General features: G+C 62.9%; 23 protein-coding genes. 13 read left to right on the top strand and 10 right to left on the bottom strand.

Annotation, left to right across the window (positions count from 1 at the left end; translation table 11 throughout):
* Together X907_RS07875 and X907_RS07870 are read right to left on the bottom strand one after the other, a co-directional pair.
* Nucleotides 1-1,449, bottom strand: coding sequence for a mannitol dehydrogenase family protein (locus X907_RS07875; RefSeq protein WP_233352238.1), 1,449 nt, complete (start codon nt 1,447-1,449; stop codon nt 1-3).
* Nucleotides 1,446-2,978: a UxaA family hydrolase gene (locus tag X907_RS07870; RefSeq protein WP_127569388.1), complete on the bottom strand. Its 1,533-nt coding sequence runs from the start codon at nt 2,976-2,978 to the stop codon at nt 1,446-1,448. The genes X907_RS07875 and X907_RS07870 overlap by 4 nt, the downstream gene beginning before the upstream one ends.
* A gap of 159 nt (nt 2,979-3,137) precedes the next feature.
* On the opposite strand from X907_RS07870, the gene X907_RS07865 reads away from it, so the two are divergent.
* The 6 genes from X907_RS07865 to X907_RS07840 all read left to right on the top strand — a co-directional run bounded on the left by X907_RS07865 (nt 3,138) and on the right by X907_RS07840 (nt 10,849).
* Entirely contained in the window at nt 3,138-4,217 is a 1,080-nt protein-coding gene (locus X907_RS07865; protein ID WP_127566830.1) for a LacI family DNA-binding transcriptional regulator, read from the top strand.
* Between the two features lie 107 nt (nt 4,218-4,324).
* Nucleotides 4,325-5,779 carry a glucuronate isomerase gene (gene uxaC, locus X907_RS07860; RefSeq protein WP_127566828.1) on the top strand — a complete coding sequence of 485 codons (1,455 nt, stop codon included), beginning with the start codon at nt 4,325-4,327 and terminating at the stop codon, nt 5,777-5,779.
* 43 nt (nt 5,780-5,822) lie between these two features.
* Nucleotides 5,823-6,671: a 5-dehydro-4-deoxy-D-glucuronate isomerase gene (gene kduI, locus X907_RS07855; protein ID WP_127566826.1), complete on the top strand. Its 849-nt coding sequence runs from the start codon at nt 5,823-5,825 to the stop codon at nt 6,669-6,671.
* Nucleotides 6,672-6,680: 9 nt separating this feature from the next.
* Entirely contained in the window at nt 6,681-7,439 is a 759-nt protein-coding gene (kduD, locus tag X907_RS07850) for a 2-dehydro-3-deoxy-D-gluconate 5-dehydrogenase KduD (protein WP_127566824.1), read from the top strand.
* 231 nt (nt 7,440-7,670) lie between these two features.
* The gene (locus X907_RS07845) at nt 7,671-10,406 is read left to right on the top strand and encodes a TonB-dependent receptor (RefSeq protein ID WP_233352236.1); all 2,736 of its coding nucleotides are present in this window, start codon (nt 7,671-7,673) and stop codon (nt 10,404-10,406) included.
* 80 nt (nt 10,407-10,486) lie between these two features.
* Nucleotides 10,487-10,849 carry a methylglyoxal synthase gene (locus X907_RS07840; RefSeq protein WP_127566822.1) on the top strand — a complete coding sequence of 121 codons (363 nt, stop codon included), beginning with the start codon at nt 10,487-10,489 and terminating at the stop codon, nt 10,847-10,849.
* Here X907_RS07840 and X907_RS07835 read toward each other — a convergent pair.
* From X907_RS07835 to X907_RS07820, 4 genes are read right to left on the bottom strand one after another with little or no spacing between them, the layout of a single operon-like run.
* Complete coding sequence (locus tag X907_RS07835; RefSeq protein WP_127566820.1) at nt 10,846-12,129, bottom strand: TRAP transporter large permease; 1,284 nt, start codon at nt 12,127-12,129, stop codon at nt 10,846-10,848. The two genes, X907_RS07840 and X907_RS07835, sit on opposite strands and share 4 nt — an antisense overlap.
* Nucleotides 12,129-12,632: a TRAP transporter small permease gene (locus tag X907_RS07830; protein WP_127566818.1), complete on the bottom strand. Its 504-nt coding sequence runs from the start codon at nt 12,630-12,632 to the stop codon at nt 12,129-12,131. The genes X907_RS07835 and X907_RS07830 overlap by 1 nt, the downstream gene beginning before the upstream one ends.
* On the bottom strand, nt 12,625-13,632 hold the full coding sequence (locus X907_RS07825) for a TRAP transporter substrate-binding protein (RefSeq protein WP_233352235.1): 1,008 nt from the start codon (nt 13,630-13,632) through the stop codon (nt 12,625-12,627). The genes X907_RS07830 and X907_RS07825 overlap by 8 nt, the downstream gene beginning before the upstream one ends.
* Nucleotides 13,633-13,641: 9 nt before the next feature.
* Nucleotides 13,642-15,279 carry a pectate lyase family protein gene (locus tag X907_RS07820; protein ID WP_127566816.1) on the bottom strand — a complete coding sequence of 546 codons (1,638 nt, stop codon included), beginning with the start codon at nt 15,277-15,279 and terminating at the stop codon, nt 13,642-13,644.
* Nucleotides 15,280-15,556: 277 nt separating this feature from the next.
* Between X907_RS07820 and X907_RS07815 the strand changes: the two genes are divergently transcribed.
* Nucleotides 15,557-16,384 (top strand): 2-keto-4-pentenoate hydratase, encoded by an 828-nt coding sequence (locus X907_RS07815; RefSeq protein ID WP_127566814.1) that lies wholly within the window; start codon nt 15,557-15,559, stop codon nt 16,382-16,384.
* A gap of 255 nt (nt 16,385-16,639) precedes the next feature.
* Here the strand turns inward: X907_RS07815 and X907_RS07810 are convergent, their stop codons facing one another.
* From X907_RS07810 to zwf, 4 genes are read right to left on the bottom strand one after another with little or no spacing between them, the layout of a single operon-like run.
* Nucleotides 16,640-17,272 (bottom strand): bifunctional 4-hydroxy-2-oxoglutarate aldolase/2-dehydro-3-deoxy-phosphogluconate aldolase, encoded by a 633-nt coding sequence (locus X907_RS07810; protein ID WP_127566812.1) that lies wholly within the window; start codon nt 17,270-17,272, stop codon nt 16,640-16,642.
* Nucleotides 17,269-19,128: a phosphogluconate dehydratase gene (edd, locus tag X907_RS07805; RefSeq protein ID WP_127566810.1), complete on the bottom strand. Its 1,860-nt coding sequence runs from the start codon at nt 19,126-19,128 to the stop codon at nt 17,269-17,271. The genes X907_RS07810 and edd overlap by 4 nt, the downstream gene beginning before the upstream one ends.
* 29 nt (nt 19,129-19,157) lie before the next feature.
* Complete coding sequence (pgl, locus tag X907_RS07800; protein ID WP_170175499.1) at nt 19,158-19,877, bottom strand: 6-phosphogluconolactonase; 720 nt, start codon at nt 19,875-19,877, stop codon at nt 19,158-19,160.
* Nucleotides 19,861-21,324, bottom strand: coding sequence for a glucose-6-phosphate dehydrogenase (gene zwf, locus X907_RS07795; protein ID WP_127566806.1), 1,464 nt, complete (start codon nt 21,322-21,324; stop codon nt 19,861-19,863). Before zwf ends, pgl begins: the two co-directional genes overlap by 17 nt.
* A 733-nt stretch (nt 21,325-22,057) precedes the next feature.
* On the opposite strand from zwf, the gene X907_RS07790 reads away from it, so the two are divergent.
* The 6 genes from X907_RS07790 (at nt 22,058) to X907_RS07765 (ending at nt 26,628) form a co-directional block, all read left to right on the top strand.
* Nucleotides 22,058-23,320 carry a tyrosine-type recombinase/integrase gene (locus X907_RS07790; protein WP_127566804.1) on the top strand — a complete coding sequence of 421 codons (1,263 nt, stop codon included), beginning with the start codon at nt 22,058-22,060 and terminating at the stop codon, nt 23,318-23,320.
* A gap of 7 nt (nt 23,321-23,327) precedes the next feature.
* Nucleotides 23,328-23,849: a hypothetical protein gene (locus X907_RS07785; RefSeq protein WP_170175498.1), complete on the top strand. Its 522-nt coding sequence runs from the start codon at nt 23,328-23,330 to the stop codon at nt 23,847-23,849.
* A gap of 56 nt (nt 23,850-23,905) precedes the next feature.
* Entirely contained in the window at nt 23,906-24,097 is a 192-nt protein-coding gene (locus X907_RS07780) for a helix-turn-helix transcriptional regulator (protein ID WP_127566800.1), read from the top strand.
* Entirely contained in the window at nt 24,097-24,465 is a 369-nt protein-coding gene (locus X907_RS07775; RefSeq protein WP_127566798.1) for a hypothetical protein, read from the top strand. Before X907_RS07780 ends, X907_RS07775 begins: the two co-directional genes overlap by 1 nt.
* A complete protein-coding gene (locus tag X907_RS07770; RefSeq protein ID WP_127566796.1) occupies nt 24,465-25,502 on the top strand; it encodes a helix-turn-helix domain-containing protein in 1,038 nt (345 codons plus the stop codon). Before X907_RS07775 ends, X907_RS07770 begins: the two co-directional genes overlap by 1 nt.
* A 295-nt stretch (nt 25,503-25,797) precedes the next feature.
* Nucleotides 25,798-26,628 carry a head maturation protease, ClpP-related gene (locus X907_RS07765; RefSeq protein WP_127566794.1) on the top strand — a complete coding sequence of 277 codons (831 nt, stop codon included), beginning with the start codon at nt 25,798-25,800 and terminating at the stop codon, nt 26,626-26,628.

Below are 26,628 nucleotides of genomic sequence, written 5' to 3'. Positions count from 1 at the left end.
TCAGGGCCGCGCTCCGCGTTCCAGCGCGATCACCTCACGATAGCCGCAGGCGACGGCATCGCGAAAGAGCGGGTTAAGTATCAACGCGGATGGAAACACGGCGCGAAGGGAGAGAAAGCGTGCGGTGTCGCTATCGGGGTCGTCATTTGCCGCGCGCCCGGCGACATCCAGTTCGGCTGCGAGCGGGTCGGTGAGCGGTGTGCCGCTGCGCGCGCTGCGCACGACAAACCGCATCCATGCGGCGATGGCGCGCCCAAGGCGCGAAACCGGCCGCCCCGCCGCCAGATTGCCTTCGGCTGTGCCAAGGAGGCGAACAGGCAGTTTCTGCGAGCTGTCCCAGGCGATCTGCGAGAGCAGATGACTGATCGCCGGATTGGCAAAGCGCGCAAGCACACCGTTCGCATAGGCATCGAGATCCAGCCCGTCCGGCGCAGACAGGCCAGGCAGTATCTCTTCGCGGATCAGTTGTCCGGTCTCGCGGCCCAGCCATTCATCGGTAACGGCATCGCTAACCCGCTGGTGGCCAAGAGCAAGGCCCAACCAGGCAAGTGCGGAATGGGCGCCATTGAGCACGCGCAGCTTGGCCAGCGCATGGCCCTCGACATCGCGTGTCAGCACCGCTCCGGCCTCGCCCAGGACGGCTATCGCTTCGGCGTCAGCAGCTTCAATGACCCAAGAGGTGAAGACTTCCCGCTTCACGGCCACCTCGTCGCGCACCCCAAGTTCACCCTCCAGCGCATCCAGGAAAGCCGGATCGCTGGCCGGAGTGATGGCATCCACCATGGTGCGTGGAAACAGGACGTGGCGCTCGATCCAGCCGGCCAGTGCGGGATCATTGTGGTGCGCCAGCCGGGTGACGGCCTCGCCCAGCCTGATCCCGTTATCGGTCAGATTGTCACAACTCATGATGACAGGGGGCAGTGCTCCATCGGCCTTGCGCCGGGCCAGGCCTGCCACCAGCCAGCCGATTGCGCTGCGCGGCGTGTCCGGCCGAGCCAGATCGTGCAGAATGTCGGGATGGTCAAACTCCAGCCCGCCGTCTGTGCCCAGGCAATACCCTTTTTCGGTTATGGTCAGCGTAATCAATCGTGTCGCCGCGGCGCTCAGTGCTTCCAGGGTGCCAGACGGATCGTTCTGCGCACTGAAAGCACGGCGGATTGCACCGATGACGCGGGTTTGCCCCCCGAGGCCCACCGTTTTCAGCGTGAATAGCCCATCCTGGACATTGAGCGCGTCTGTCGTTTCCCGGCTGCGAAGGGCGATGGCTGTGATCGCCCAGCGCGGGTCTGTGTGCAGCAGCGTGTCGACCAGCGCCGCCTGATGCGCGCGATGAAACGCGCCCGGTCCAATATGCACGATGCCCGGTTGAAGGCGCGTGCGGTCATAGGCCGGGCGTACCAAATCAGCGGGCACGGTCTCAAGCGTGGCGGCGGTCAGACGCGCGCTCACAGCGTGACCCCCCGCTTCCAGATTGCGATTTCGCGTTCGTCATTGCGTTCATTACAGGTGCGCGCGCCAGAGGCCGTGTTGAGGACGAGATCCAGCAGGCGGTTACTCGCTGCCTCCATCGCCTCGCCGTCCATGATCGTGCCCGCGTCAAAGTCGATCCAGTGCGCCTTGCGGGCCGCAAGGTCGCTGTTGGAGGCCATTTTGATCGTGGGAACCGGAAAGCCGAGCGGCGTTCCCCGCCCGGTCGTGAACAGGATGATGTGCGCGCCCGCTGCTGCCAGCGCCGTAGATGATACGGCGTCATTTCCTGGTGCCTCGAGCAGCGTCAGGCCCGGTCTCGTGGCTCGCTGGCCATAATCTATGACCTCGGTGAGGCTGGCCCGCCCGGCCTTTTGCACCGCGCCGAGCGACTTTTCTTCCAGCGTGGTGATGCCGCCAGCGATATTGCCTGGCGAGGGGTTCTCATGCACGGGCTGATGGTTTTCGGTGAAATAGCGTTTGAATCGCTCAACCACTCTGACGCCGGCCTCAAACACCGTTCGGTCAGCCGCGCGGTTGAGCAAGAGCTGTTCGGCCCCGAAGATTTCCGGAATCTCGGTGATGATGCTGGTGCCGCCTGCGCCGGTGATCATATCCGTCATGCGTCCTGCGAGCGGGTTGGCGGTGAGGCCTGAAAACCCGTCCGAGCCGCCGCATTTCACCCCAAGGGTCAGTGTGCTGACGGGCTGGGGTGTGCGTATATCGTGGCGCGCAGCCTGGACCAGCTGCGCGATCAGCGCCAGGCCCTCCTCCTGCTCGTCGCCGGCGGCCTGCGCCTTTAGCGTGCGCAAGCGGGCGGGATCAAGGCCGGGCGCGGCGGCCAGAAGCGAATCCATCTGGTTGGATTCACACCCCAGCCCCACCACCAGCACACCGCCTGCATTGGGATGGGAGGCGAGCGCGGCGAGTATGGCGCGGGTATCGGCAAGGTCTGCGCCAAGCTGTGAGCAGCCGAACGGATGCGTAATGGCGTGGACGCCATCAACTTCGCCGTGATGACGAGCGGCTGCCTCGGCCGCGATGCGCTGGGCGGTCCGCGCTACGCACCCCACGGTGGCGATGACCCAGATTTCATTGCGGATACCCACCCGGCCGTCCGGGCGGTGATAACCCTCAAAAGTGCGGGGAAGGGGACGCGAGCCTGGCAGTATCACCTCAGCCAAGGGCGTGTAGGCCAGAGAGGTATCAGGTGTCAGGGCGGTGGCCAGGTTGTGCGTGTGGACCGTGTCGCCGGGCGCAATGTCGCGGCGCGCAAGACCAATCGGCCAGCCATACCGGAGCACCGGCTCACCTGCCTTGATGGCTTTTACTGCCAGCTTGTGACCGCGCCCGGCCGGGCCAGCCAGCATGAAGACCTGCCCGTCAATGCTGACAGACTCGCCCTCGTTCAGATCACGCAGCGCCACGGCGACGCTGTCCACCCCGGTCACGCGAAACGCGTCCAGGGCCGCCCGGCCGTCAGCCTTGGTAAATTGCGCTGCCTCCTGCATGGCGGCAATATGGAAACCGGTGTCAGCCGAGGTCAAGCAATAACGCAGCGCCAGTCACGCGGCTCGGGCGGACGTGTACAGGGATTTGCCACAATGCCTGCGCGCCATGCTATGTCGATATTCGGGTCCGTACCGTCGGGATTCGCCCAGGGCACACCAATGAACAGCAAACCTCTGCGTTCACAGACCGCTTCCGACAGCGCCGGTGGCAACGCAACCGTACGCAGACGCGCCACGATCAACGATATTGCGCGCCTGGCCGGCGTATCGAAAAAAACCGTCAGCCGGGTCATCAACCGTTCGCCTTTCGTAAAGGTAGAAACGCGTGACAAGGTCAATGCGATCATCAAGGAGCTGGGTTACCGGCCCGACCCGCAGGCGAGGGGGCTGGCTTTCCGCCGCTCATTCCTGATCGGGATGATCTATGACAATCCGAACCCGCAATATGTGGTCAATGTCCAGCAGGGCATTCTGGATGCGGTACGCGATTCCGGACTGGAGCTTGTCGTTCATCCCTGCAACAGGGCCGATCCGGGCTTTCTCGATCAGGTCCAGACTTTTGTGGAACAACTCAAACTCTTTGGTGTCGTGCTGACACCTTCGGTGTCCGAAGATGACGAGCTTGTGGCGATGCTGCGTGATCTGGACTGCCCCTATGTGCGCGTCGCCTCGGTTTCGCTGGACGAGGCTGAACGCATGATTGTCACGCATGACGCGGCAGGGGCGGCGGAGGCGGCCCGTCATCTCGCCGATCTCGGACACCGCCATGTCGCCTTCATCAGTGGCCTGCCAAGTTTCCGCTCGTCCCATGAACGCCGCCGCGGGTTTGCCGAAGGCCTGGAAGAGTGCGGGCTGTCGCTTGAAGACCGTTATGTGGTTGAAGGTGCCTACACATACGATTCCGGCGTCGCCTGCGCACGCCAGCTCCTTGCCATGGACACGCCGCCGACGGCCATCTTCACCGGCAATGACGAGATGGCGGCAGGTGTCTACACCGCCGCACGCGATGCCGGAGTTTCCATACCCGGTGATCTTTCGGTTATCGGCTATGACGACAGCCCGATGGCCGCGCGTCTCTGGCCCCCGCTGACATCGGTGCGCCTGCCGATCCGTGATATGGGGCGTTTCGCGGCTGAAAAACTGATCGAACTGGCAAGCGCGGAGGGTAATCGCAGCGCGAGCCAACCGGACGTGCGGCCTGGTCTCGCGGTAAGGGAATCGACGGCCGGACCGCGCTGAGGCCGCACGCTCACTGACCTGTGGGCAGCCTTGAAATATAGCATGACACCGGTTACCAAAGAGGCGGAAAATACCGGCGCGATGATACGAGACCGGGGAGGAAGGCCATGTCCGATCAGCCGCTGACGCTGAGCCCTGACCGTCTGTTTCCGGCAGACCGGACGACGCGAGGGATTGCGCGCGAGCTATATGCGGCCGTCCGTGCCTTGCCGATCATCAGTCCGCACGGCCATACCGATCCGTCGTGGTTCTCCCTCAACGAGTCTTTCTCAGACCCTGCCACGCTCCTGCTGGCCCCGGATCATTATCTCTACCGCCTGCTGTACAGTCAGGGCGTGCCGCTGGAGGCGCTGGGAGTACCGTCAAGGGCGGGCGCACCGGACACGGATACGCGCGAGGCGTGGCGAACATTTGCGGCGCATTTCCACCTTTTCCGGGGCACGCCGTCCGCGATGTGGCTGAACCATGTGTTCGTTGAGGTTTTCGGGCTGGATGTGCGCCTGAGCGCGCAGACGGCAGATCACTATTATGACGTCATCGACGCGGCGCTGAAGACGAAGGCGTTCCGCCCGCGCGCCCTTTTTGACCGGTTCAATATCGAGGTGCTGGCGACCACTGAAGGGCCGACCGACACGCTGGACCATCACCATGCCATTGCACGCTCTGGCTGGGGCGGGCGCGTGATCACGGCCTACCGGCCCGATCCGGTCATCGACGCCGATCACGAAGCGTTTGAAGGTGCGCTGGAAGCCTTTGGCGACATCACCAATCTCGATGTCTATTCGTGGAAGGGGTATCTGGAGGCCCATCGCGTGCGCCGGGCTGACTTCATCGCTGCCGGAGCCACGTCCAGCGATCATGGCCACCCGACCGCGCTAACGGCGGACCTTTCCGGCGCAGAGGCACAGGCACTGTTTTCGCGGGTAGTGAAAGGCCAGTCCTCGGTGGAAGACAATGAGCTTTTCCGCGCCCAGATGCTGACCGAGATGGCCAAGATGAGCCTGGATGACGGTCTGGTCCTTCAGATACATCCCGGATCATTCCGCAACCATAATGGCCCGCTGTTTGACAGCCATGGCCGTGACAAGGGGGCGGATATTCCCACCCGCACCGATTACGTGCGCGCGCTCAAGCCGCTGCTGAACCGGTTTGGCAATGATCCGGCGCTCTCCATCATCGTCTTCACGCTGGATGAAAGCGCCTATGCGCGCGAGCTGGCACCGCTGGCCGGGCACTATCCGGCACTGAAGCTGGGGCCCGCCTGGTGGTTCCATGACAGTCCGGAAGGCATGCGACGCTTCCGCGAGCAGACCACCGAGACAGCCGGCTTCTACAACACGGTCGGTTTTAACGACGATACTCGTGCCTTCCTCTCCATCCCCGCCCGCCATGATGTGGCGCGGCGCGTCGATTGCAGCTTCCTCGCGCGGCTTGTTGCCGAGCACCGCATGGAGATGGACGAAGCTGCAGAGCTCGCCGTGGAGCTCGCTTACACACTTGCCAAACGCGCCTACAGGCTGGATGCGCCGCCCATGGCCGACCCTGCGCGCCAGCACGCCTGACTCCTTTCACAGCCCATTTCCCGCAAAAAAAAGGACCTCCACCATGTTCAAGAAGACCCTGCAAGCCACCCATCCGGACATGATGGACGGTGCCTCCAATGACGCGCTGCGCGAGCGCTATCTGGCCGATGGCCTGTTCGCGCCGGGCAAGATCACCCTGGTCTATTCCCACAACGAGCGCTTTGTGATCGGCGGCGCCTCCCCGGATGGCAAGCCACTTGCGCTGCCGGCGCAGACCGAGCCGGAATCGGCCAAGGGCCATCCCTTCCTGGAACGCCGCGAAATGGCGGCGGTCAATGTGGGCGAGGGGCCCGGCGCTATCATTGTCGATGGCACGCGCCATGAGCTCGCCGAAAAGGACGCGCTCTACCTGCCCATGGGCTGCAAGGAGGTGGTGTTCGAGACCGCGTCCACGGACAAGCCCGCGCAGTTCTATCTGGTCTCCTGTCCGGCCCATGCGGCCTACGAAGTGAAGAAAATATCCATTGCGCAGGCCACGCCCCTGGAGCGCGGCACGATGGAAGAGAGCAATCAGCGCACGATCTACCAGTTCGTGGTGCCGGGCGTGTGCCAGTCTGCTCAGCTTCTGATGGGCATGACCATCCTGAAACCCGGCAGCGTATGGAACACCATGCCGCCGCACCTGCATGACCGGCGCTCGGAAATCTATTTCTACTTCGGGCTGGGCGAGAAGGGCCGCGTCTTCCACTTCATGGGTGAGGCGGACAATGCCCGCCACATCGTGGTCTCCGACAAGGAAGCGGTGATCTCGCCACCCTGGTCGATCCATATGGGCTCGGGCGTGTCCAACTACATCTTCATCTGGGCGATGGCGGGCGAGAATCTCGACTATACCGACATGAACGTCCTTGATATTTGCCAGCTGAAATAGGGTCTGACCATGGCTGCTTCCTTTTCGCTTGCGGGCAAGACCGCACTGGTTACCGGTGCCAATACGGGGCTTGGTCAGGCGATTGCCGTGGCGCTGGCCGAAGCCGGTGCGGACATCGCTGCCGTGGGCCGGTCCAGTGCTGCCGACACCGGCAGAATGGTCGAAGCGGCCGGGCGGCGCTTCGTCGAGATCAGGGCTGATCTTGGCGATCCGTCGATTGTCGGCGATGTCGTGGACGAAGCGGCCGCCGCGCTCGGCGGGGTTGATATCCTCGTCAACAATGCCGGGATCATCCGCCGCAATGATGCGCTGGAATTTACTGAAGAGGACTGGGATCAGGTGATGAACGTCAACCTGAAATCGGTCTTCTTCCTGTCACAGGCCGTGGCCCGCCACATGGTGGAGAAGGGCAAGGGTGGAAAGATCATCAACATCGCCTCGATGCTCTCCTTCCAGGGCGGGATACGCGTTGCTTCCTACACCTCGTCCAAGAGCGGGGTTGCAGGGCTGACGAAACTTCTCGCCAATGAGTGGGCGTCAAAAGGCATCAATGTGAACGCCATCGCGCCCGGCTATTTCGCCACCAACAATACCGATGCCCTACGTGCGGACGAGACCCGGAACCGTGAGATTCTCGCGCGCATTCCGGCGGGCCGCTGGGGGGCGCCAGAAGACCTTGGCGGAGCCGCCGTATTCCTGTCCTCACCTGCGGCAGATTATGTCCACGGAACCGTTCTGGCTGTCGACGGTGGATGGCTATCCCGTTGATCTAAAGCAATTTAATTGGCGAAAAAGAAAATTTCTAACGATTATTGTTACCGGTGTCATTTTCCGGCATAGTCAGCTGGGATTCTGATGCGTGACGCCCTGATCGCAGGAAGCATACGAGCCAGCCTCTCTTTGGCCGCAAAATTGCTACCGGTGTCATAGGCAAATCGCTAGGGCTCGAAACCAAAATCAAGGCAAGCTGAAAACAGCGGCCAAAGGGGAGGAAGAAGAATGTCCACGACCATTGGAATGGCGCGTGCGCGCTATTGGCTGACCGGCGTTTCCGCCATCGGACTGGCTACGGCGCTCGCCACGGTACCGGCAAACGCTCAGGAGGCCGAACAGGCCGCGAGCGGTCCCACCGAAACCATTACTGTCACGGGCTACCGGGCCGGCCTGCAGGCCGCCGCAGCCCTGAAACGCGAAGAGACGGGCGTTGTCGATGCCATCGTCGCCGACGACATTGCTGCTTTTCCGGATCTCAATCTGGCCGAAGCCATTCAGCGCCTTCCCGGCGTGGCGATTGACCGCGATGCCGGTGAGGGCCGGCAGATCACGGTGCGCGGGCTCAGCCCTGATTTCTCGCGCGTGCGGATCAACGGTATGGAAGCCCTGAGTGTGACGGGCGGTACGGACTCATCGGGCGGCGGCAACCGCTCGCGCTCCTTCGACTTCAATACCTTCGCCTCGGAGCTTTTCCAGTCGGTGGTGATCCGCAAGACGCAATCGGCGTCGGTGGATGAAGGCTCACTTGGTGCCACGGTCGATCTGCGCACGGCCCGTCCCTTCGACTATAACGGCTTTACCTTCGCTGGTGGGGCCCAGATCGGCTACAATGATCTGTCCGAGGAGTTCAATCCGCGCCTGACTGGCCTTATTGCGGACCAGAACGCCGACGGCACGTTTGGCTGGCTGCTGTCGGTCGCCTACTCCAACCGTTCACAGCTTGAAGAAGGTCACTCGACCGTCCGCTGGCAGAACGCCAACAGCTTTGCGGCGTGTACCGCGTGCGCTAACGCGGGTGAAGTGGATGCGGTCAATAACGCCTTTCATCCGCGCATCCCCCGCTACGGCCGTCTGGTGCATGACCAGGAGCGCCTGGGCCTGACCGGCTCGCTGCAATGGCGTCCGGGCGCAGCGACCGAGATCACGTTCGATGCGCTCTATTCGCGCTTTGATGCGACGCGTAGCGAGCAGTTTCTGGAGAACTTCTCCTTCTCTCGCGGCGGCAGCGGCACGCCCGCCCTTATCGGCAAGCCGGCACAAATCGTCACCGACTACGCGATCGACAGCAATAACAACCTGATCTACGGCCGGTTCGACAATAACGACATCTACGCCGAACACCGGTATGACGAGCTGACAACGGAGTTCACGCAGTACACGCTGTCCCTGAGCCACGACTTCTCCAACCGCTTCCGGGTGGACGGCGTACTTGGTCGGGCAGAGTCGAACTTCTCCAACCCGGTTCAGGCGACCATCCTGTTCACCAATTTCGACGCTCCGGGATTCATGTATGACTACCGTCAGAATGATCGCACGCCGCTCATCGAATGGGGTTTCGACGTCAACGATCCCAGCAATTATCTGCTGACCGAAACGCGTGACCGCCCGAACTATGTGGACAACACCTATACGACCGCCCAGTTCAATGCCGAGTTCGATCTGAACGAGGTGTTCACTCTGCGCGGCGGCCTCAACTGGAAGAGCTATGAGTTTGACAGCTGGGAGGCGCGCCGCGACCTTCTGCTGCCGGAAGCCCAGTGGATGCCGGTGACGGCGGCCATGTCCACGCAGGTTACCGGCTTTGGCAGTGGCCTCGGCATGCCATCTGGCAATGTGACGAGCTGGCTCATTCCGGACGTGAACGCGGTTGCCAGCATGGTCGGCCTCTACCAGCGTCCGTTGGTGCCGTTCGTCGGCAATATCCGTAACGTTGAGGAACAAAACCTTGGCGGCTACGTACAGGCCGCTTTCAGCACCGACTGGGCAGGTATGCCGGTTCGCGGTGATTTCGGCGTCCGCGTCGTGCGCACCGAGACCAGCTCGACCGGCATCATCTCCAACGTCGAGGTGACGGTGGATAATGAATACACTGACACCCTGCCGAGCCTCAACCTCGCCATCGAGCCGACCAGCAACATGGTCCTGCGCTTTGGTGCAGCCCAGGTGATGAGCCGGCCGTCGCTGGGCGCACTCACCCCGGGCGGTTCGGTGTCGGGCACGGCCTACACTGTGAACTACGGCAACCCGTTCCTCGAGCCTTTCCGTGCGAACAATTACGACCTCAGCGCTGAATGGTATTTTGAAGACGATTCAATGTTCGCCGTCGCCCTGTTCTACAAGGATATCGGCTCGTTTGTGGCCCGCGCCACTGACACCATGCCCTACAGCGCAACCGGCCTGCCGAATTCGGCCGTGGCGGGCGGCACGCCGCTGGCAGCGGACCTTGCAGCCGGGCTTGACCCGCTGGTCGATGTCAGCCGGAACGTGAACGGTGAGGGCGGTGATCTGCGCGGCTTCGAAGTGCAGTGGGTGCGCCCGTTCAACTTCCTGCCCGCACCGTTCGACCGGTTCGGCGCGGTGATGAACTACACCTGGGTGGACTCCGAGGTGAATTACGGCGCGGCTGGCACCAACCAGCTGACCGGCCTGTCCCGCAGTTCCTACAACGCCACGCTCTACTATGAGGATGACCGCCTGAGCGCGCGTGTGTCCTTCAACGGGCGTGACCCCTATCTCACCCAGTTCCCGGGCCGGAACGGGAATGACGAGGAAGGCAAGAACCGCACGTTCAACGTCGATGCAGCGGTGCGCTACCAGCTCACCGACAACGTGACGCTGACCTTCGACGGGATCAACCTGACCGACGAATTCAACGACCAGTACGCCGACAGCACCAACAGGGTGTCGGTCTATCACCATACCGGCCGTGAATACCTGTTCGGTGTCCGCTATCGCTACTGATCTCTCCCGATAGTAGCTTCTTTGGCCCCGGACTGGTTGTACTGGTCCGGGGTTTTCTTTGCCTGGAGTACTAAACGGCGATGAAATCACTCGGTCTTGTTGCCCACGATGCGTGCAAACCGGTCCTGCTCGACTGGGTGGGGGAGCATCTCGAGCAGATTGGGGGGCTGGAGCTTTACGCCACCGGCACGACGGGGCGGCGGCTCATGGAAGCCTATCCGGAGCTGAAGGTGACTGCCCTGAAGAGCGGGCCTCTGGGCGGAGACCAGCAGCTGGGCGCGATGATTGCCGAAGGACGCCTGGACGCGCTGATCTTCTTCACCGATCCGCTGAGCCCGCAGCCACACGATGTCGACGTGAAGGCGCTCACGCGCCTTGCCGTGCTTTACGACATTCCCCTCGCGCTCAACCGGGCGAGCGCGGAAGTCATTATCGGCCGTTAGCCGCGCATCATGTCCACCAGCCCCATCGACAGGAAGGGCAAATAGGTGATCGCCATCAGGGCGGCCACCAGTGCCCCGTAGAAGGGCCAGATTGTCTTTACGGTCTCTTCCATGCGCATCCCGCCGACGGCAGCGCCGACGAACAGGACAGAGCCGACGGGCGGCGTGACCAGCCCGATCCCCAGATTGAGCATCATGATCACCCCGAAATGTACCGGATCGATGCCCAGCCCCACCGCAATGGGCAGGAAGATGGGCGTCGTGATCACGATCAGTGGCGACATGTCCATGAACGTGCCCAGCACGAGCAGTATCAGGTTGATGATGAGCAGGATGAGGATGGGGTTGTCGGTGACCGAGAGGATCAGCGCGGCGAGCTGGGAGGGTGTTTCAAGGATTGCCAGCACCCAGCCGAAGGCCGAGGCAGCGCCAATAATAAAGAGCACCATGGCCGTGGTCCGTGCCGCTGCCAGCGTGGCATCAAGAAATGCCCTGAAGCTGAGCGAGCGGTAGACCAGCACCGCCACGGCGAGGGTGTAGATCACCGCGATGGACGAGGATTCGGTAGCGGTAAAGAAGCCGCCCAGTATGCCGCCCACGATAATGACCGCGGTCATCAGGCCGGGCAGGGCAGCGGCGAGCGCGGCCACGAAAGCCGGCCAGCCGGGAAACTCGCCGCGCGGATAATTGCGCTTCACGGCGACCAGCCAGGCGACGAACATTAGCAGCGCGCCGGTCAGCAGGCCGGGAACTATGCCGCCGATGAACAGCTCGCCGACGCTGACACCAACACCTGCTGCGGCAGCGTAGATGATCATGTTGTGCGAGGGCGGAATGAGCAGGCCCACCACGGCGGAGGTCGAGGTGACATTCACCGCATAATCAGTGTCATAGCCCTTTTCCTTCATCATCGGCATCAGGGTGGAGCCGAGTGCGGAGACGCTGGCCACCGCCGAGCCGGATACTGCGCCAAACAGCATGGACGCGCCGACATCGACCTGTCCCAGCCCGCCGCGCGAGCGCCCGAAAGCCGCTTCGGCGATGCGTACCAGACGCGCGGCGATGCCCGCCCGGTGCATCAGCTCACCGGCAAAGATGAAGAAGGGTATCGCCATGAGCGAGAACACGCTCATGCCCGATGCCATGCGCTGCACGGCGACAATGGCGGGCAGGTCGAGCACGACGAAGGCGACCAGCGTTGCGCCCAGAAGCGCAAAGGCAACTGGCACGCCAATGGCCAGCAGAAGGAGCAATGTGCCAAGGAGAATGGCGAGTTCCATCAGACACGTCCTTCCATGCGGCCGCGCTCGCGGCCCGCGGCCAGCTCGGCCAGGCGTTCTATTGCAAATAGCGTGATCAGCCCGCCGCTGACGGGCAGTGGCATGTAGGCAAATCCGCGCGAGATACCGAGGGTCGGGATGACATGGCTCCAGACCGCCAGTACCAGCTGCGTGCCCCAGATGACGAGCGCTACCCCGCATGCGGCGATGATCAGAAGAGCCAGTGCCCGGCAGGCGGTGCGGATGCGTAAAGGCAGCGCTTCGACGAACACGCCGATGCGGATGTGGAAGCCTTCATGCACGCCGGCCGCCGCCCCGAACATGACGAACCAGACCATCAGGACGAGCGCGGCCTGTTCGGTCCAGGCAGGGCTGGCATTGAGCACATAGCGGCCAAAGACCTGCCAGCCGATGATGGCTGTCATTACGGCAATACCGGCCGCGCCGGCGAACATGAGCAGGCGGGACAGCCAGCGTGTAACGGCCGCGAAGCGGTCAAGCATCGGCTCCTCCTGCCATATTGCGGATGTCTTCCAGCAGGCGTTGCTGGGAGGGGGTGCGCACAAAGCGCTCCCAAACGGGACGCATCAGATCGGCAAAGTCGCTGACATCATCGACCTCGTTGACTTCCACGCCCGACGCGGTGATGCGCTCGCGCGCGGCGGATACCCGGGCATCCCAGAGATCGCGCATATAGGGGACAGATTCGCGCGCGCAGGTGCTCACTAGCGCCTTGTCAGTGTCGGACAGCGCATGCCAGCGCCGCGCGCTCATCACCAGTACTTCTGGTGCCATGACATGGCCGGTCAGGCTATAGAAGGGTGCCGTCTCGAAATGACGGGTGGATTCGTATGACGGCCAGTTGTTCTCGGCGCCGTCTATCACGCCCTGCATCAGGCCCTGATAGACTTCCGACAGGTCCATCGGTGTCGCGTTGGCGCCGAGCGCCTCCACCATCGACACATACAGATCCGAGTTCTGGACGCGTATTTTCAGGCCGCGCATGTCATCGGGCGTGCGGATGGGCCGGCGGATATTGTAGAAGCTACGCGCGCCGGAATCATAAAAGCACAGTCCGATAAGCCCGTGCGGCTCCAGCGCGTCCAGCACGGCCCGGCCGGGCGCACCATCGAGCGCCGCGCGCATGTGCGGTTCGGATTCAAATACGAAGGGCAAGGACAGGATGACGGTCTCGGGCGCAAAGGCGTTGAGCGGGGCCAGATTGACCCGGTTCATGTCCAGCCCGCCAAATACGGTCAATTCCAGCGTGTCACGCTCCGAGCCTAGCTGTCCGCCGGAATAGATGCGGATGGACAGCCGCCCGCCGGAACGTTCGTCCAGCAGACGGCTCATCATCCGCACCGCTTCGACAGTGGGATAATCGGCAGAATGGGTGTCGGACGAGAAGAACGGGCGGGAGAGCACATCCCCGCAGGCTCCGAGGCCCAGCGCGCCACCCGCCATGAGTCCGCCCGTCAATGCCCGGCGTGTCAGCCTTACCATGACGGCCTCCTAGTCCGCGAGGCTGTTGAGCCAGCGCTCGATGAGCGTGTAGCCGCTCTCATCGGTCTCATTGGCGCGGCTCTCGCCCGTCGGGTCAATGCCCTGGGAGAGCAGCCATTCGTCGGGAATGCCGTCGCCGTTGGAGTCGGTTCGGGGATCACCATGCGTCACATCCACCCAGCCGCCGACATCGTCTGCACTGTCGGGGATGAAGCCGGTGCGGGTACGCACTTCCTCGATCACACGCGTATCAATCGCATCTCGGTAGAAGGAGGCACCGGCACGCGCCAGCACACGCTCATAGGCCTCTTCCGCTGAAACGGTTGTCACCTCGCCAGCGGGGAAAGCGCGGTCCACAAAGGTGCGGTCGGGCGCGGCCGAACGCACGATATTAAGCTGGGGCAGAAGCTGGCCATCAATGGTGTTGCCTTCAAAGAAGGCCCGGCCTGTCACATTGCGCATATAGAAAATGACCGGCCCCAGCGTCTGAGGGCCTTGCACATAGGCGTTATTGACGAAGTTGTAGCGCGCGACCGACGCGGGATCGAGGTCGGTGCCGGCGGCATGATGATAGTCAAAGCCCTCGCGGCCATAGAGCATGTCGCTGACGAGGCCTTGCGCGGCGGTGTAGTCGAACGTGTCGCGCGCAGGCGTCCAGTTCCAGAAATCGGTCTCCGCGCCGTGGCCCCAGTTGTAGAAGACATTGTTGCGGAAATCGAAGAGTACGCCTTCCGGGTCCATGTAGGGCGTCGCGTAATTGCCGACACGCGGCATACGCGAATGGTTGTGCGCCCACAGATTATTGATCCAGGAGTAGCGCGCACCGTGGCTGCCCCGGATCAGGCTGCCATAGCCCCGGTCGCCCTTTTCATGGCCAGCGTCATAGAGCCCTTCAGAGATGATCGACCATTGCACCGTGACGTTGGAGAGGTGGTTGCCGCCGCGCTCCGGATCAAAACTCTGCGAGGCAGAGAGGTTCTCATCGATAGCCCAGCTCGTGGAGACGTGATCGAGGATGATGTGGTGGCCACCACGGATCGAAATGGAATCGTCCTCATGGCCGGCCTCATTGCCCATGCGCGAGCGGATATGGCGGATGATGACGTGATTGGCATTCACGGTGAGATCATAGTCGCGCAGCGTGATGCCACCGCCCGGCGCGCTCTGGCCTGCAATGGTGATGAAGTCATTGCGGATGATAAGCGGGCTTTCCAGCTGGATGATCCCGTCCACATCAAACACAACGATGCGCGGGCCCTCGGCGTCGACCGCCTCGCGCAATGAGCCAGGACCGGAATCGTTCAGATTGGTTACCTTGAAGACCTGTCCCCCGCGCCCGCCAATCGCATAGCGCCCAAAACCTTCCGCCCCCGGAAATGCGGGAATGTCACCCGGCTCCACGAACCACGGAGCCGGTTCATCGCTCAAGGGGTGAATGTCGGGCGCGGCCGGTACCCGGTCCGGGCGTGCGGCGGCAGCGGCCAGGGCAGCAGCAGCCTGCTCGTCGGAGGTTCGGGCGCGGTCAGCGCGTTCGCTGGCCGGGGCAGGGGAGGGAGCGGCGCTCTCTTCGGTCCCGCTGGCGGCGGGATCGGGTGAGCAGGCAGCCATAAGGGCCATGGCGGCCAGGGCCGCGATTATCGTGCGCATTGCATTTCCTCCCCGCTTCTCATCGTGAACCCGATCGAAGCCGTTATTTCCCGTAGGGCCTGCCCATGCGAAGTGCGCTTGCAAAAACAGGCTTGCCATCTGGCCCGGTGTTCGTAACTATGGAAACTAATGACACCGGTTACCATTAGACAGGTTAGCGGTATATCCGCCAGCGCGAAAGCCCCCTGCCGCAAAAGATGATCCGGCCAGCAGGGGGAGGGTGCGCGGGTCGCCACGCACCGGTGCAGTCAAGAAGAAAAGAATAAAAGGACGCGACGTGGCAGCAGTTTCAGACAATATCAGGGCCGTCTCGGACGCCTTCATCTCAGCGCGTGTGCAGGGCGGGGCCATAAAGAATTTTCCCGGCGTGCTGCCCGCAACTCTGGATGACGCCTATGCGGTCCAGGCCCGCGCGATCTCCTTGTGGGCGGATAATGTCGCGGGCTGGAAGATTGGCATGATCCCGCCCGGATTTCGCAAGCAGGCAGGCTCTGAGCGCCTCGCCGGGCCGATCTTCGCCCGCCAGATATTCACGCACGAGCCGGGATCGGTCCACGAAATGCCCGTGTTTGAAGGCGGTTTTGCTGCGGTCGAGGCCGAGTTCGTTTTTCGCCTTAAATCGGGTTTGGCAGAGAACGTCCCGGTCACCGCGGATTCGGCGGCGGGTATCGTTGACAGCCTTCATGTCGGTGTAGAGATCGCGTCAAGCCCGTTTGCCGGAATCAACGATCTGGGACCGATGTCGGTGGTCAGTGATTTTGGCAATAATAACGGACTTATTGTCGGCCCGCAGATCGGCGGCTGGCAGGGCCGGGCGCTGGATGCGCTGCCCGCGCGGGTGGAAATCAATGGCGAGAGGGTCGGCGAAGCCAGCGCTGCCGCAATCCCCGGCGGTCCGCTGGCGGCGTTGTGTTTTCTCATCGAGCTGTGCCGGGCGCGCGGTGTGGAGCTGAAGGCTGGCGACTATGTGTCCACCGGCGCAGCAACGGGCGTCCATGAAGCGCCGGTAGGGGCTGAATCCGTTGCTGATTTCGGGCCGTTTGGCACGATTGCGCTGCGTCTTGTCGCGGCCTCTTCCGTTTTGGCGCAGAAAGCCAGCGCCTAGGGTCTGTATTCAGACAGGGTTTGGAGCGCGGTATGCGGCCAGATTGTCCGGTTCAAGGAGCGAAACCGCCGGAAGGGCCGTCCCCTTTCAAGGTTTCGCGACGATGAAACGGGTGATCTGGCCCATATCCCTTTAGGGACGCGGCGGATTTACCGTCTGACAGCGTCGAGCCGTCCTTGTGGAGGGAGGCTCCACGGTAGCCGTCTCTCCTTGTCAGACATCAAATCCGCTACGCGCCTTTTTTGAATACAGACCCTAGCGCTTCATCGCTTGCGCGGCACGGGCATTGGCGGTGATGGCCGCCCAGTTGCCGCTGGCAATGTCCTTTGCTTCCGCGATCCATGACCCGCCGACGCATACGACATTCTTCAGGCCGAGATAGTCTGGCGCGCGCTCGCGGCTGATCGAGCCGGTGGGGCAGAAGCGGACATCAGGCAACGGCCCCGCGAGGGCTTTGAGATAGGCGATCCCGCCTGCGGGCTCTGCGGGGAAGAATTTGAGCACCTCAAAGCCCTGTTCACGCGCGGCCATCGCTTCGCCAGCGGTGGCAACGCCCGGCAGGCAGGCAAGGCCCGTCGCCAGCATCGCCTCTCCCAGCGCCGGCGTCAGGCCGGGGCTGACGAGAAAGGCCGCGCCTTCGCGCGCGGACCTGGCTGCATCCTCGGGCGTGCGCACCGTGCCCATGCCGACCATCAGCTCTGGCGCCGCATCCTGCATGCCCTTCATCGCATCCAGGGCGATGGGGGTGCGCAAGGTCAGCTCGATCACCTTCAGCCCGCCTGCGGCGAGCGCGCGTGCCAGCGGGGCTGCCGTCTCCATGTCTTCGACGGTGAGGACGGGAATGACGCTCGCCGCATCAATGATGGCTGGCAGGTTGGGCCGGGTCATGCGCGCACCTTCTCATTCTGTCTGGCGGGTTCGTAAAGGCCGGGCAGGGTCATGGCCCCTTCCTCTGCGGTGGAGACTTGTGAGCGCATGCCCGCAAACAGCTCCCGGCCAAGGCCGGAATGGCTGGCGGTGAGATCGCAGGTTGCGGTTTCGCGTGCGGCAAGTTCGCTTAGCTCCACCCGCACATCAAGGCGGCAGTGATCAGCGTCAATGCGGATCACATCGCCGTCACGTAGCCTGGCGATCATGCCGCCCGCCAGCGCCTCGGGGCTTAAATGGATGGCGGCGGGCACCTTGCCGCTCGCGCCGGACATGCGCCCATCGGTGACAAGCGCGACCTTGAAGCCCCTGTCCTGCAACACGCCGAGCGCCGGAGTCAGCTTGTGCAGCTCCGGCATGCCATTGGCCATGGGCCCTTGAAAGCGCACCACGACCACGCAGTCGCGCTCCAGCTTACCTTCCCTGAATGCGGCCAGCATGGCGTCCTGACTGTCAAAGACGAGGGCAGGGGCTTCAACGACGCGGTGTTCGGGCTTTACGGCGGACACCTTGATCACGGCGCGTCCAAGTGGCCCGTCGAGTACGCGCAAACCGCCATCCTTGGCCACCGGATCGGAAGCCGGGCGCAGCACGTCCATATCGAGGCTCTCTGATGCTGCCGGGCGGAAGGCGAGTGTGTCGCCTTCGAGGAAGGGTTCGGTGGCAAAATCGGCAAGGCTGTCTGCGCCCAGGGTCAGCACATCGCCGTGCAAAAGACCGGCCTCCAGCAGTTCGCGCACGAGGAAGGCCATGCCGCCCGCCGCGTGGAAATGGTTCACGTCCGCCCTGCCATTGGGATAGATGCGCGTCAGCAGCGGGGTGACGCGCGAGAGATCGTCAAAATCATCCCAGTTGATGATGAGCCCGGCGGCGCGCGCAATCGCGACGAGGTGGAGGGTGTGGTTGGTCGATCCGCCGGTCGCGTGCAGCCCCACAATCGCGTTGACGATGGCGCGGGCATCTATCGCCTCGCCAAGCGGGCGATAGTCTTTGCCCAGAGCGGTGATCTTTGCTGCGCGCTTCGCGGTTGCTTTCACCATCGCCTCGCGCAAAGGCGTACCGGGATTGATGAAGGCCGAGCCCGGCACGTGCAGGCCCATGATCTCCATCATCATCTGGTTGGAGTTGGCCGTACCATAGAAAGTGCAGGTGCCGGGGCTGTGATAGCTCGCGCTTTCCGCGTCCAGCAGCTGGTCGCGTCCCACCTTGCCTTCAGCGAAGAGCTGGCGGACTTGCGCTTTTCTGTCATTGGGAAGCCCTGAAGGCATCGGCCCGGCGGGCAGGAACAGCACGGGCAGATGGCCAAAGCGCAGCGCGCCGATGAGAAGCCCCGGCACGATCTTGTCGCACACGCCAAGGCAGATCGCGGCATCGAACATGTTGTGGGAGAGGGAGACGGCCGTCGCCATCGCGATCACATCGCGCGAGAAGAGCGACAGCTCCATGCCGGGCTGGCCCTGCGTGACACCGTCGCACATGGCGGGCACGCCGCCCGCTACCTGCGCCGTCGCGCCAGCCTCGCGCAAGGCCTGCTTGATAAGGGCCGGATAGCTCTCCAGCGGCTGGTGGGCCGACAGCATGTCATTGAACGAGGTGACGAGGCCCACATTCGGCCAGACAAGGTCTTTCAGGGCGTTCTTGTCCTCGCCCGACGCCGCAAAGCCGTGAGCGAGATTGCCGCAGGAGAGGATTTTGCGCTGCACGCCATCGGCTTTGGCGCGGGCGATGAGGTCCAGATAGGTGGCGCGGGTCTGGCCGCTGCGCGCGGCGATGCGGGCGGTCACCTCTTCAAGAACGGGATTGAGCGGGGCGGACATCGGCTTTGGCTTTCGGAGTTTGCGTCGCGTCAGGGCGACCAGAATATCTTCGGATCAAGCGAAGCGTGGTTCAGCAGCGCGCGCACCGGCATGTCTTCAACCGGACCGGGCAGCAGCGCTTCTTCCAGTGCAGCGCGCTTGGCATCTCCCCGGATGAGAAGGGCGCAGAGTTTTACACCCTCCAGCGCGCGCAAGGTCAGCGTGATCCGGCCGGTCCACGGGCCGGTCACCGCGCTCGGCCGGGCCGTGATGGCTGTGACGCGTGCGCCATCGGCAGACAGTGCGCCGTCCAGCCCGTCAGCATGGGGAAACCATGACAGGGTGTGGCCGTCATCGCCCATACCGAGAACGGCGCAGTCGGCAGGCCAGTTTAGTGCCGCAAGCCGGGCCCCGGTAGTCTGCAATCCGTCAGACGGGCGCGCGCCAGCGCTTTTCAGTTCGGTAAAGCGTGCCTGCGCAGCCTTGCCCGTGAGCAGCGTACGGCGGATGAAATCTGCGTTTGATCCCTCTTCGCCTGGCTCCACCCAGCGTTCGTCGGCGAGCACCACATCAATGCGTGCCCAGTCCAGGTCCGTGACCGAAAGGCGGCGGTAGACGGGTTCAGGTGTAGAGCCCCCCGACACGATCAGGGTGGCGCGTGCGCGGGCGGCCAGCGCATCCTGCAGGGTGTGGGCTAGCGCATCTGCCAGCGCCGCGGAGGCGGCATCGCTATTCTCGAACGGGCTGAAGGTTTCAGGCATGGTCGCCATCGAACCATTCGCGTCCTTCCCGGCTGAGCAGCAGCGATCCTTGCGACGGGCCGTCAGTCCCGGCAGCGTAGGTGTGCAAGGGGCATGCGCCATCCTGCCAGGCGCGGATCACCGCATCGGTCCATCGCCACGCCACCTCAACCTCGTCGCGGCGCATGAACAGGGCGAGATTTCCGCGCACCACCGCCATCAGCAGGCGCTCATAGGCGTCCGGGTAGTCAGCCTCGAATGCGTCCGCATAGCTCAGATTCAGCGGCACATAGCGCAGACGCATGCCGCCGGGACCGGGGTCCTTCGTCATCATCATCAGTTTAACGCCTTCATCGGGCTGCAGGCGGATGACGAGCCGGTTAGGCTGCAGAACACCGGCATCGGCTCGGATGATGTCGTGCGGCACGGGCTTGAACTGGACAATGATCTCGGAGCGGCGCGTTGCCATGCGCTTGCCGGTGCGCAGATAGAAGGGCACTCCCGCCCATCGCCAGTTGTCGATACTCGCCCGGATCGCGGCGAAGGTCTCGATCTTTGATGACCGGCCCACCTCTTCAACATAGCCGGGCACTTTCGAGCCATCGATCAAGCCCGCGCCATATTGCCCGCGCACCAGACATTTGCCGGCATCTTCGGCGCGGATCAGGCGCAGTGCGTGCAACACTTTCAGTTTTTCAGTGCGCACCGCATCGCCGTCCAGACTCACCGGCGGCTCCATGGCCACAAGGCACAATAGCTGGAGCAGATGATTTTGCACCATGTCGCGCACGGCGCCGGCCCGGTCGTAATACTCCGCGCGCTCGCCTGCCCCCAGCGTCTCGGCCACCGTTATCTGGACGTGGTCAATGCCGTTTGCGTTCCACACCGGCTCCAGCAGCATGTTAGCAAAGCGCAGCACCAGAAGGTTCTGGACGGTCTCCTTGCCGAGATAATGGTCGATGCGGAAGATCGCGCTTTCGTCAAACACCGCGCCGACCGCCTCGTTGATCTGGCGGGCCGAATGAAAGTCGTGGCCAATCGGCTTTTCCAGTACGATGCGGCTGGCTTTCGTGTTCAGGCCGTGCCGCCCGATCGCGGTGCATACAGGCCCGTAAACCGAGGGCGGCAGGGCAAGGTAGAAGAGACGTACCTTCGCCGGATCATCGTCCAGAGCGTCTCTGACCGTTTGCCAGCCGGGTCCGTCGCCGTGGGCATCGATGGCGGTATACGTGACGCGGTCTGAAAACGCGGCCCAGGCTTTCGCCTTCTTGTCGCCGTTCACGAATTCGCTGGCGCGCTCCAGATACTCGCCCGTGCTCATATCCTCGCGGGCCGCCGCGATAATCCGGGAATTTTCCGGTATCTGTCCGTCACACCAGCGATGGAACAGTGCAGGCAGGATCTTGCGCCGCGCCAGATCGCCGGTCGCGCCGAAAATGACCATGTCAAAGGCTTCAACCGGAACGAGTTCTGCCATGTGCCGTCGGCGGTCCCTGTGTGCGGAGTTTAAAACCGGGTGTCCGGCATACCTGATGGGAATTCAGGACCGGCAAGCAAAGAGTGCCTTGGTTCCCGGTCCGGTGCAACCGGTGTCATATGCCGCTTTCCGGGCCGCCGCCACGGGCGCGGCGACCGGGTCCGGGGCTGGCGTGGTGATGATATGCCCGCCTCGGGCAGGCGTGCTTCAGCATCGGTGGAGCGCTGGTCCCAGAGGCTGCGCACCCATCGATTGCGGGCGGCTTCATCAAAAAGCACTGCCCGGAAGGGGCGGGCTGCTTTGCCGGTTAAATGGAGCTTGAGAAAGCAGCCGCGAAATACCCCAACACCATCAAGGCCGTTCACCGATCCACTTACAACTCCGGCTTGGCCGGCAAAGGCAACAGCCGGGTTGAGCACTAACTCCCGTGATTATGCCGTTCCTCGCCACGGGAAAACTTACCAAGCCTCTTGTTAATGCGAACTTCCACGGGTGTGCGGTGCCCCGGCCATGATGGCCGCCATGTTGGCCGGGAAGCCAATAATTACCCTAATACATTGATAGCAATAAGGAAATGGCGGAGGGGGTGTCCGAACTTGGGGGTTCTCCCCTCGTCTCATATTGCCTCAAACGCCGCATGAAACCGTGTGATTCGCCGCTGAACGGTTCTTGACGCTTCTCGCGAATAACCATCAATTCCTAGGCCAAAACGTATACTGGAACGCATACCGGCATGGTCAGAGCGCAACACAGGCTGAGCGCCAAGGGCGTCGAGAAGGCGGGTAAGTCCGGATTCTATCCGGACGGCGGCGGCCTGTATCTCAAGATCGGCCCGACTGGCGGCAAGAGCTGGGTGCTACGCTACACGCTGCGCGGCAAGGCGCGAATGATGGGGCTGGGTCCGGTGGACCTCGTTTCGCTCTCAGACGCCCGTGATGAGGCCGTGAAAGCGCGAAAGCAGCTCCACGAGGGGATAGACCCTCTTGACGCCCGGCGCGAAGCTCAGGCAGCGCAGGAAGCGCGTTTGCGGGCCATCCTGACCTTTCGCGATGCCAGCAAGCGGTTCATATCTGCCCAGACGCCGAAATGGGCCAATCCAAAAAGCCCGGCGCAATGGACGGCCAGCCTTCGCGACTACGCATGGCCGCACTTTGGTGACCTGCCCGTTGACCAGATCGAGACAAACCACGTTCTCAAGGCGCTAGAACCGGTGTGGAACAAAAAGCGCGAGACGGCCCGGCGGGTGCGTGGCCGGATCGAGAACATTCTTGATTGGGCAGCGGCCATGGGCCAGCGCGAGGGACCGAATCCGGCGCGCTGGAGAGGCCACCTTAGGAACCTGTTGCCTAGCGACGGCCTTAAAGCCAAGGCGGAGAAGCGCCACCACGCTGCGATGGCCTATGATGACCTGCCTGCTTTCATGGAGAAGCTGAAAGAACGCACCGGCGTTGCCGCCCTGGCGCTGGAATTCGTGATCCTGACGGCGGCGCGATCTGGCGAGGTGCGCGGCGCCCGCCATGATGAAATCGACCTTGAGAACGCCGTCTGGACCATTCCCGGCGAGCGGATGAAGGCAGGCAAGACGCACTCGGTTCCCTTAACCGCTCGCGCGGTGGAAATCGTGAAAGCGATGGCCGAAACGATGGGCGGCGAAGGGTTGATATTTCCCAGCCCGAACCGGGACAAGGCGCCCCTGTCTGACATGACGCTGAGCGCCGTTTTGCGGCGCATGGGGATAAGCGGCAGGGTGGCCACTGTTCACGGCTTCCGGAGCACGTTCCGCGACTGGGCAGGCGAGGAGACCGCTTTTCCGCGCGACCTGATAGAATTTTCTCTGGCGCATACCATTCGAAACAAGGCCGAGAAGGCTTACCGGCGCATGGACGCGCTGAAACGCCGCCGCGACCTGATGGACGCATGGGCGCGGTTCGCCCTGACACCGCCACAAGTCCGGCCGGGCAACGTGATCGAGATCGGGGGACGCAATGGAGCATGATCCCGAAATGGCAGGGCTTCTGGCAGCTCAGCGCCAATGGGAGCTGGGGGGAAACCCGTCATGGTCTGGCCCACTGTACCAGTTTCATGCGGCGGCGCGGGTAGAAGCCGAGCGCGGTGCCTTCGAAGCTGGCGACAACATCGCAATACTCGCAGCATTGCGGATATGCTGTGCCCATGAAATGCCTGCGCCAGAGTGGTTATCCCTAGCATTCATAACGCGTTATGACAAACTTCTAACGCGCCGCGAAAAGAGCTTGGATGACGTTTTCGGACCTGTGATCGGCAAAGGAAAGCAACTCCATAGCCTGCGTATGCGGCGCGAGAAGGCGCTCGCTGTGTATCTGGAAATCCGGCGGCGCAGCGAAGATGGCGACCCTATCGGAGAAGCGCTGTTTGCTGCGGTAGGTGAGAAATTCGCGGTCTCGGCATCGGTGGCAGAGCGTTGGTATTACGAAGCCAAAAACGAACATGCGAAACTCGCAACCGCCTTATCCTCTGAAAACCACGAAACTCCGGGGAATACATAGCGCCGCATTCCGCCACCCTCTCATACGTAGTTTTTTACGCATGAAAGGGGCCGGTCATGGCTTTTCTGAAACGCCGCGATGTTGAACGCCGCGTCGGTATTTCAACCGCAACCCTCTACCGCTGGATTGGTGAAGGCCGCTTCCCAAGGCCGGTCAAAATCGGGCCTAGCTGCGTGCGCTGGCCAGAGGCGGAGATAGAGACGTGGGCAAGCGAGCGTATCGCTGAACGCGATGCGGAGGCGGCGTGATGGGGCCGTTTCTGGAACGGATCACGCGCGGTGCCCCACCGGAAGTTCTGGCCATGCTGGCAGAACAGTTCGCCAGCCGCACAATGTGTAAGGCGGGAGGCAAGACCTTCGTCTCGATAAACGCCCTTGCCATGCTGGGCGCCCAGGCGCGGGGCGTGGTGATGGCCCTCGAAGTGGCAGAGGGTCTGCAAGCGACCGCTCACCTCTCGGAAAACAGCGAGGGGATGCGGGTGTTGATCGAAGCCCAGGCGGTGCTGGGGATAGCGGCCAGCCTCGTTGAAAAGGGGCAGATGCATCCCGGCGCACTAGACCAGCTCAAGATGGCCATCACGGCATTCGAGAGCAGGCCGGAGACGCCGTTGCACTGATGGCGGATAGATCGTCCAGCACCAATAGCGAAAGCCGGCCAAAGGGCCGGGGCGGCCCCCGCATGGCGATAACGCCAGCGGGGGCGATTGCCGATGTAGTGGCCAAGCTGATGACGCACGGCGATTACCTGGTGCTGTCGGCCATTGGCACCTACACCGATAACAAGGGCTGGACCTACCCCATACGCCAGTCGCGCATCGCGTCAGTGGTGCAGATGAGCCATGACGGTGTGAACCGCGCGCTCGCTCGGCTGGAGTGGCTGGGATGGGTACAGGTGCGCAGGCCCGATAGAAGCGATAAACCATGCGCTTACAGGGTTCGCCTTGATGTAGGGGATGAACGCGAGGCAGGCGAGACACCTGCCAAATCGTTTGATGAGTTCAAGGCCGAACGCAAGCGCACTCGGGGTGCTTTCGATATTCCGCCAGCATCCACTGTCCTGCAAGGTGAAGTCTCGCCATACCCTATCGACCGTGCAGTCGATAGGGCTATCGACCCTCATACGGTCGATGGGCCATCGATCACTGATGTCGATGCAGTTACGAGTCTTTCTTACGATAAATCCCCTGATCCCCTTTTGACCGAAACGGGGCGGGGCGGGCAGCCGGATGAGGCAGGCGCTACACGCGGCGCCGAGCCTGCCAGCGGAAACGGCAAAGCTGCACCTCTCAGCCAACAGGCGATGGCGGGACTGTCTCGCCAGCCCGGACCGGCCAGTGCTGGCGGAAACATCGCAAAGGGCTTGGCAGGAAGGCCAGAGGGCGGGAGCGATACGGGCGACAAGCGGGAAGCGCATCCGCTTGCCCTCAACGGTCAGTGGCGCGCGTCAATGGACGCCAAAATCGGGCGCGAGGCGCGAGTGCGTGACCTCAACCGTTGCGGCGTTTCCAAGGATGGCAGGGTGCTGACCTGCCAGTGCCCATTCCATGCCCGCCACCTGGCCGAACGATACGGCACGCACCTGGCTGAGTTCTTCCACGCAATCACCCCGGAGGGCGCGCCGCCGGTCCCACTGCGGGGCAATGACGGTGGGTAGGGGGGGGTCAAATCTCTGGCGGCGAGGCGCGCGGGACCGGCGGGGGAACACTTCTCGCGCAAGTCAGCAATTGAAATGATTTTCACCACTTAGGTTCACCAATGGAACATAAACACAAACCACGCTTGACGCAGAAACCCGGATCAGTGCAGGTGATTCGGGTGGGCGGATACCGGCGCGATGCTGGGTCCGCCACAAACCACCAGAGTCACCGGCGCGATGCTGGGGCCTTGGACGCAGAGCGGCGGCGCACCTTGCGCCGTCACCCGTCTTTGACCTCAACCACGGTGACGCCATGAAACTCCCCTTCAATCGTCCGTCTGCCATCGCCTTGCCGCCGAAGCCGAAAGGGCTTTCGCAGCAGATGAGCCTTGCCGGTGTCGCCAATCCCGTTTTCTCGCTGAGCAACGAGAACGGCCGGGCCGTGATCCGGATCTTCGAGGAAATCGGCCACGGCGGCGTTACCGCCAAGGCCCTCGCCGGGATGCTGGCGGAGGCCGGAAGCCTGCCCGTCACGCTTCAGGTGAACTCGCCTGGCGGCGAGGTCTGGGAAGGTGTGGCGATGTACAATCTGCTGCGCGAGCACCGTCAGCCCGTGAGGGTCGAAGTGATGAGCGTGGCGGCGTCGGCAGCGTCGGTCCTCATCATGGCGGCGGAAGATATCCGCATCGCCCGCAATGCCCGCCTGATGATCCACTGCGCGTGGATTATCGCCCTGGGCAATGCGGATGGATTGCGGGAGGCGGCGGACCTTCTTGAGCAAATCGACGGGGATCTAGCCCGCACCTACGCCGAACGCTCCGGGCAGGGCGTTGATCCTGTCATGGCGATGATGAAGGCAGAGACGTGGATGAGCGCCGACCAGGCGGTCGAACTCGGCTTTGCTGACCGGCTTCTTGACCGGGAAGCTGACCCGGAGCCGGTCCCGGCAAACCGGGCAACGTGCACGCCTCAGTCAAAGCGTGATCTTGAGCGCTCCCTGCGCGAGCTGGGCTTCGCCAAGGCTGCGGCAACCGCGATTGCGGCGGGCGGATATGCGGCGCTGAGCGGTACTCCACAAGACGAAGAATGGCACCAACTGGCCCGCGAGATCGAGACGATCCGGGCCGAGATCCTGAAAGGTTAG

Source organism: Glycocaulis alkaliphilus, assembly GCF_004000605.1.
Taxonomy (GTDB): Bacteria; Pseudomonadota; Alphaproteobacteria; order Caulobacterales; family Maricaulaceae; genus Glycocaulis; species Glycocaulis alkaliphilus.
This window is presented reverse-complemented; position numbering and strand designations above follow the sequence as displayed.

Excerpts from the sequence above, each read along its gene's own strand:
- kduI (WP_127566826.1), top strand. The coding sequence starts at position 5,823 with ATGTTCAAGAAGACCCTGCAAGCCACCCATCCGGACATGATGGACGGT.
- X907_RS07825 (WP_233352235.1), bottom strand. The coding sequence starts at position 13,632 with ATGGTAAGGCTGACACGCCGGGCATTGACGGGCGGACTCATGGCGGGT.
- X907_RS07770 (WP_127566796.1), top strand. The coding sequence starts at position 24,465 with ATGGCGGATAGATCGTCCAGCACCAATAGCGAAAGCCGGCCAAAGGGC.
- X907_RS07775 (WP_127566798.1), top strand. The coding sequence starts at position 24,097 with ATGGGGCCGTTTCTGGAACGGATCACGCGCGGTGCCCCACCGGAAGTT.
- X907_RS07810 (WP_127566812.1), bottom strand. The coding sequence starts at position 17,272 with ATGACCCGGCCCAACCTGCCAGCCATCATTGATGCGGCGAGCGTCATT.
- X907_RS07865 (WP_127566830.1), top strand. The coding sequence starts at position 3,138 with ATGAACAGCAAACCTCTGCGTTCACAGACCGCTTCCGACAGCGCCGGT.
- X907_RS07835 (WP_127566820.1), bottom strand. The coding sequence starts at position 12,129 with ATGGAACTCGCCATTCTCCTTGGCACATTGCTCCTTCTGCTGGCCATT.
- uxaC (WP_127566828.1), top strand. The coding sequence starts at position 4,325 with ATGTCCGATCAGCCGCTGACGCTGAGCCCTGACCGTCTGTTTCCGGCA.
- edd (WP_127566810.1), bottom strand. The coding sequence starts at position 19,128 with ATGTCCGCCCCGCTCAATCCCGTTCTTGAAGAGGTGACCGCCCGCATC.
- X907_RS07830 (WP_127566818.1), bottom strand. The coding sequence starts at position 12,632 with ATGCTTGACCGCTTCGCGGCCGTTACACGCTGGCTGTCCCGCCTGCTC.
- X907_RS07790 (WP_127566804.1), top strand. The coding sequence starts at position 22,058 with ATGGTCAGAGCGCAACACAGGCTGAGCGCCAAGGGCGTCGAGAAGGCG.
- X907_RS07785 (WP_170175498.1), top strand. The coding sequence starts at position 23,328 with ATGGCAGGGCTTCTGGCAGCTCAGCGCCAATGGGAGCTGGGGGGAAAC.
- X907_RS07820 (WP_127566816.1), bottom strand. The coding sequence starts at position 15,279 with ATGCGCACGATAATCGCGGCCCTGGCCGCCATGGCCCTTATGGCTGCC.
- pgl (WP_170175499.1), bottom strand. The coding sequence starts at position 19,877 with ATGGCGACCATGCCTGAAACCTTCAGCCCGTTCGAGAATAGCGATGCC.
- kduD (WP_127566824.1), top strand. The coding sequence starts at position 6,681 with ATGGCTGCTTCCTTTTCGCTTGCGGGCAAGACCGCACTGGTTACCGGT.
- X907_RS07780 (WP_127566800.1), top strand. The coding sequence starts at position 23,906 with ATGGCTTTTCTGAAACGCCGCGATGTTGAACGCCGCGTCGGTATTTCA.
- X907_RS07845 (WP_233352236.1), top strand. The coding sequence starts at position 7,671 with ATGTCCACGACCATTGGAATGGCGCGTGCGCGCTATTGGCTGACCGGC.
- X907_RS07840 (WP_127566822.1), top strand. The coding sequence starts at position 10,487 with ATGAAATCACTCGGTCTTGTTGCCCACGATGCGTGCAAACCGGTCCTG.
- X907_RS07765 (WP_127566794.1), top strand. The coding sequence starts at position 25,798 with ATGAAACTCCCCTTCAATCGTCCGTCTGCCATCGCCTTGCCGCCGAAG.
- X907_RS07870 (WP_127569388.1), bottom strand. The coding sequence starts at position 2,978 with ATGCAGGAGGCAGCGCAATTTACCAAGGCTGACGGCCGGGCGGCCCTG.
- zwf (WP_127566806.1), bottom strand. The coding sequence starts at position 21,324 with ATGGCAGAACTCGTTCCGGTTGAAGCCTTTGACATGGTCATTTTCGGC.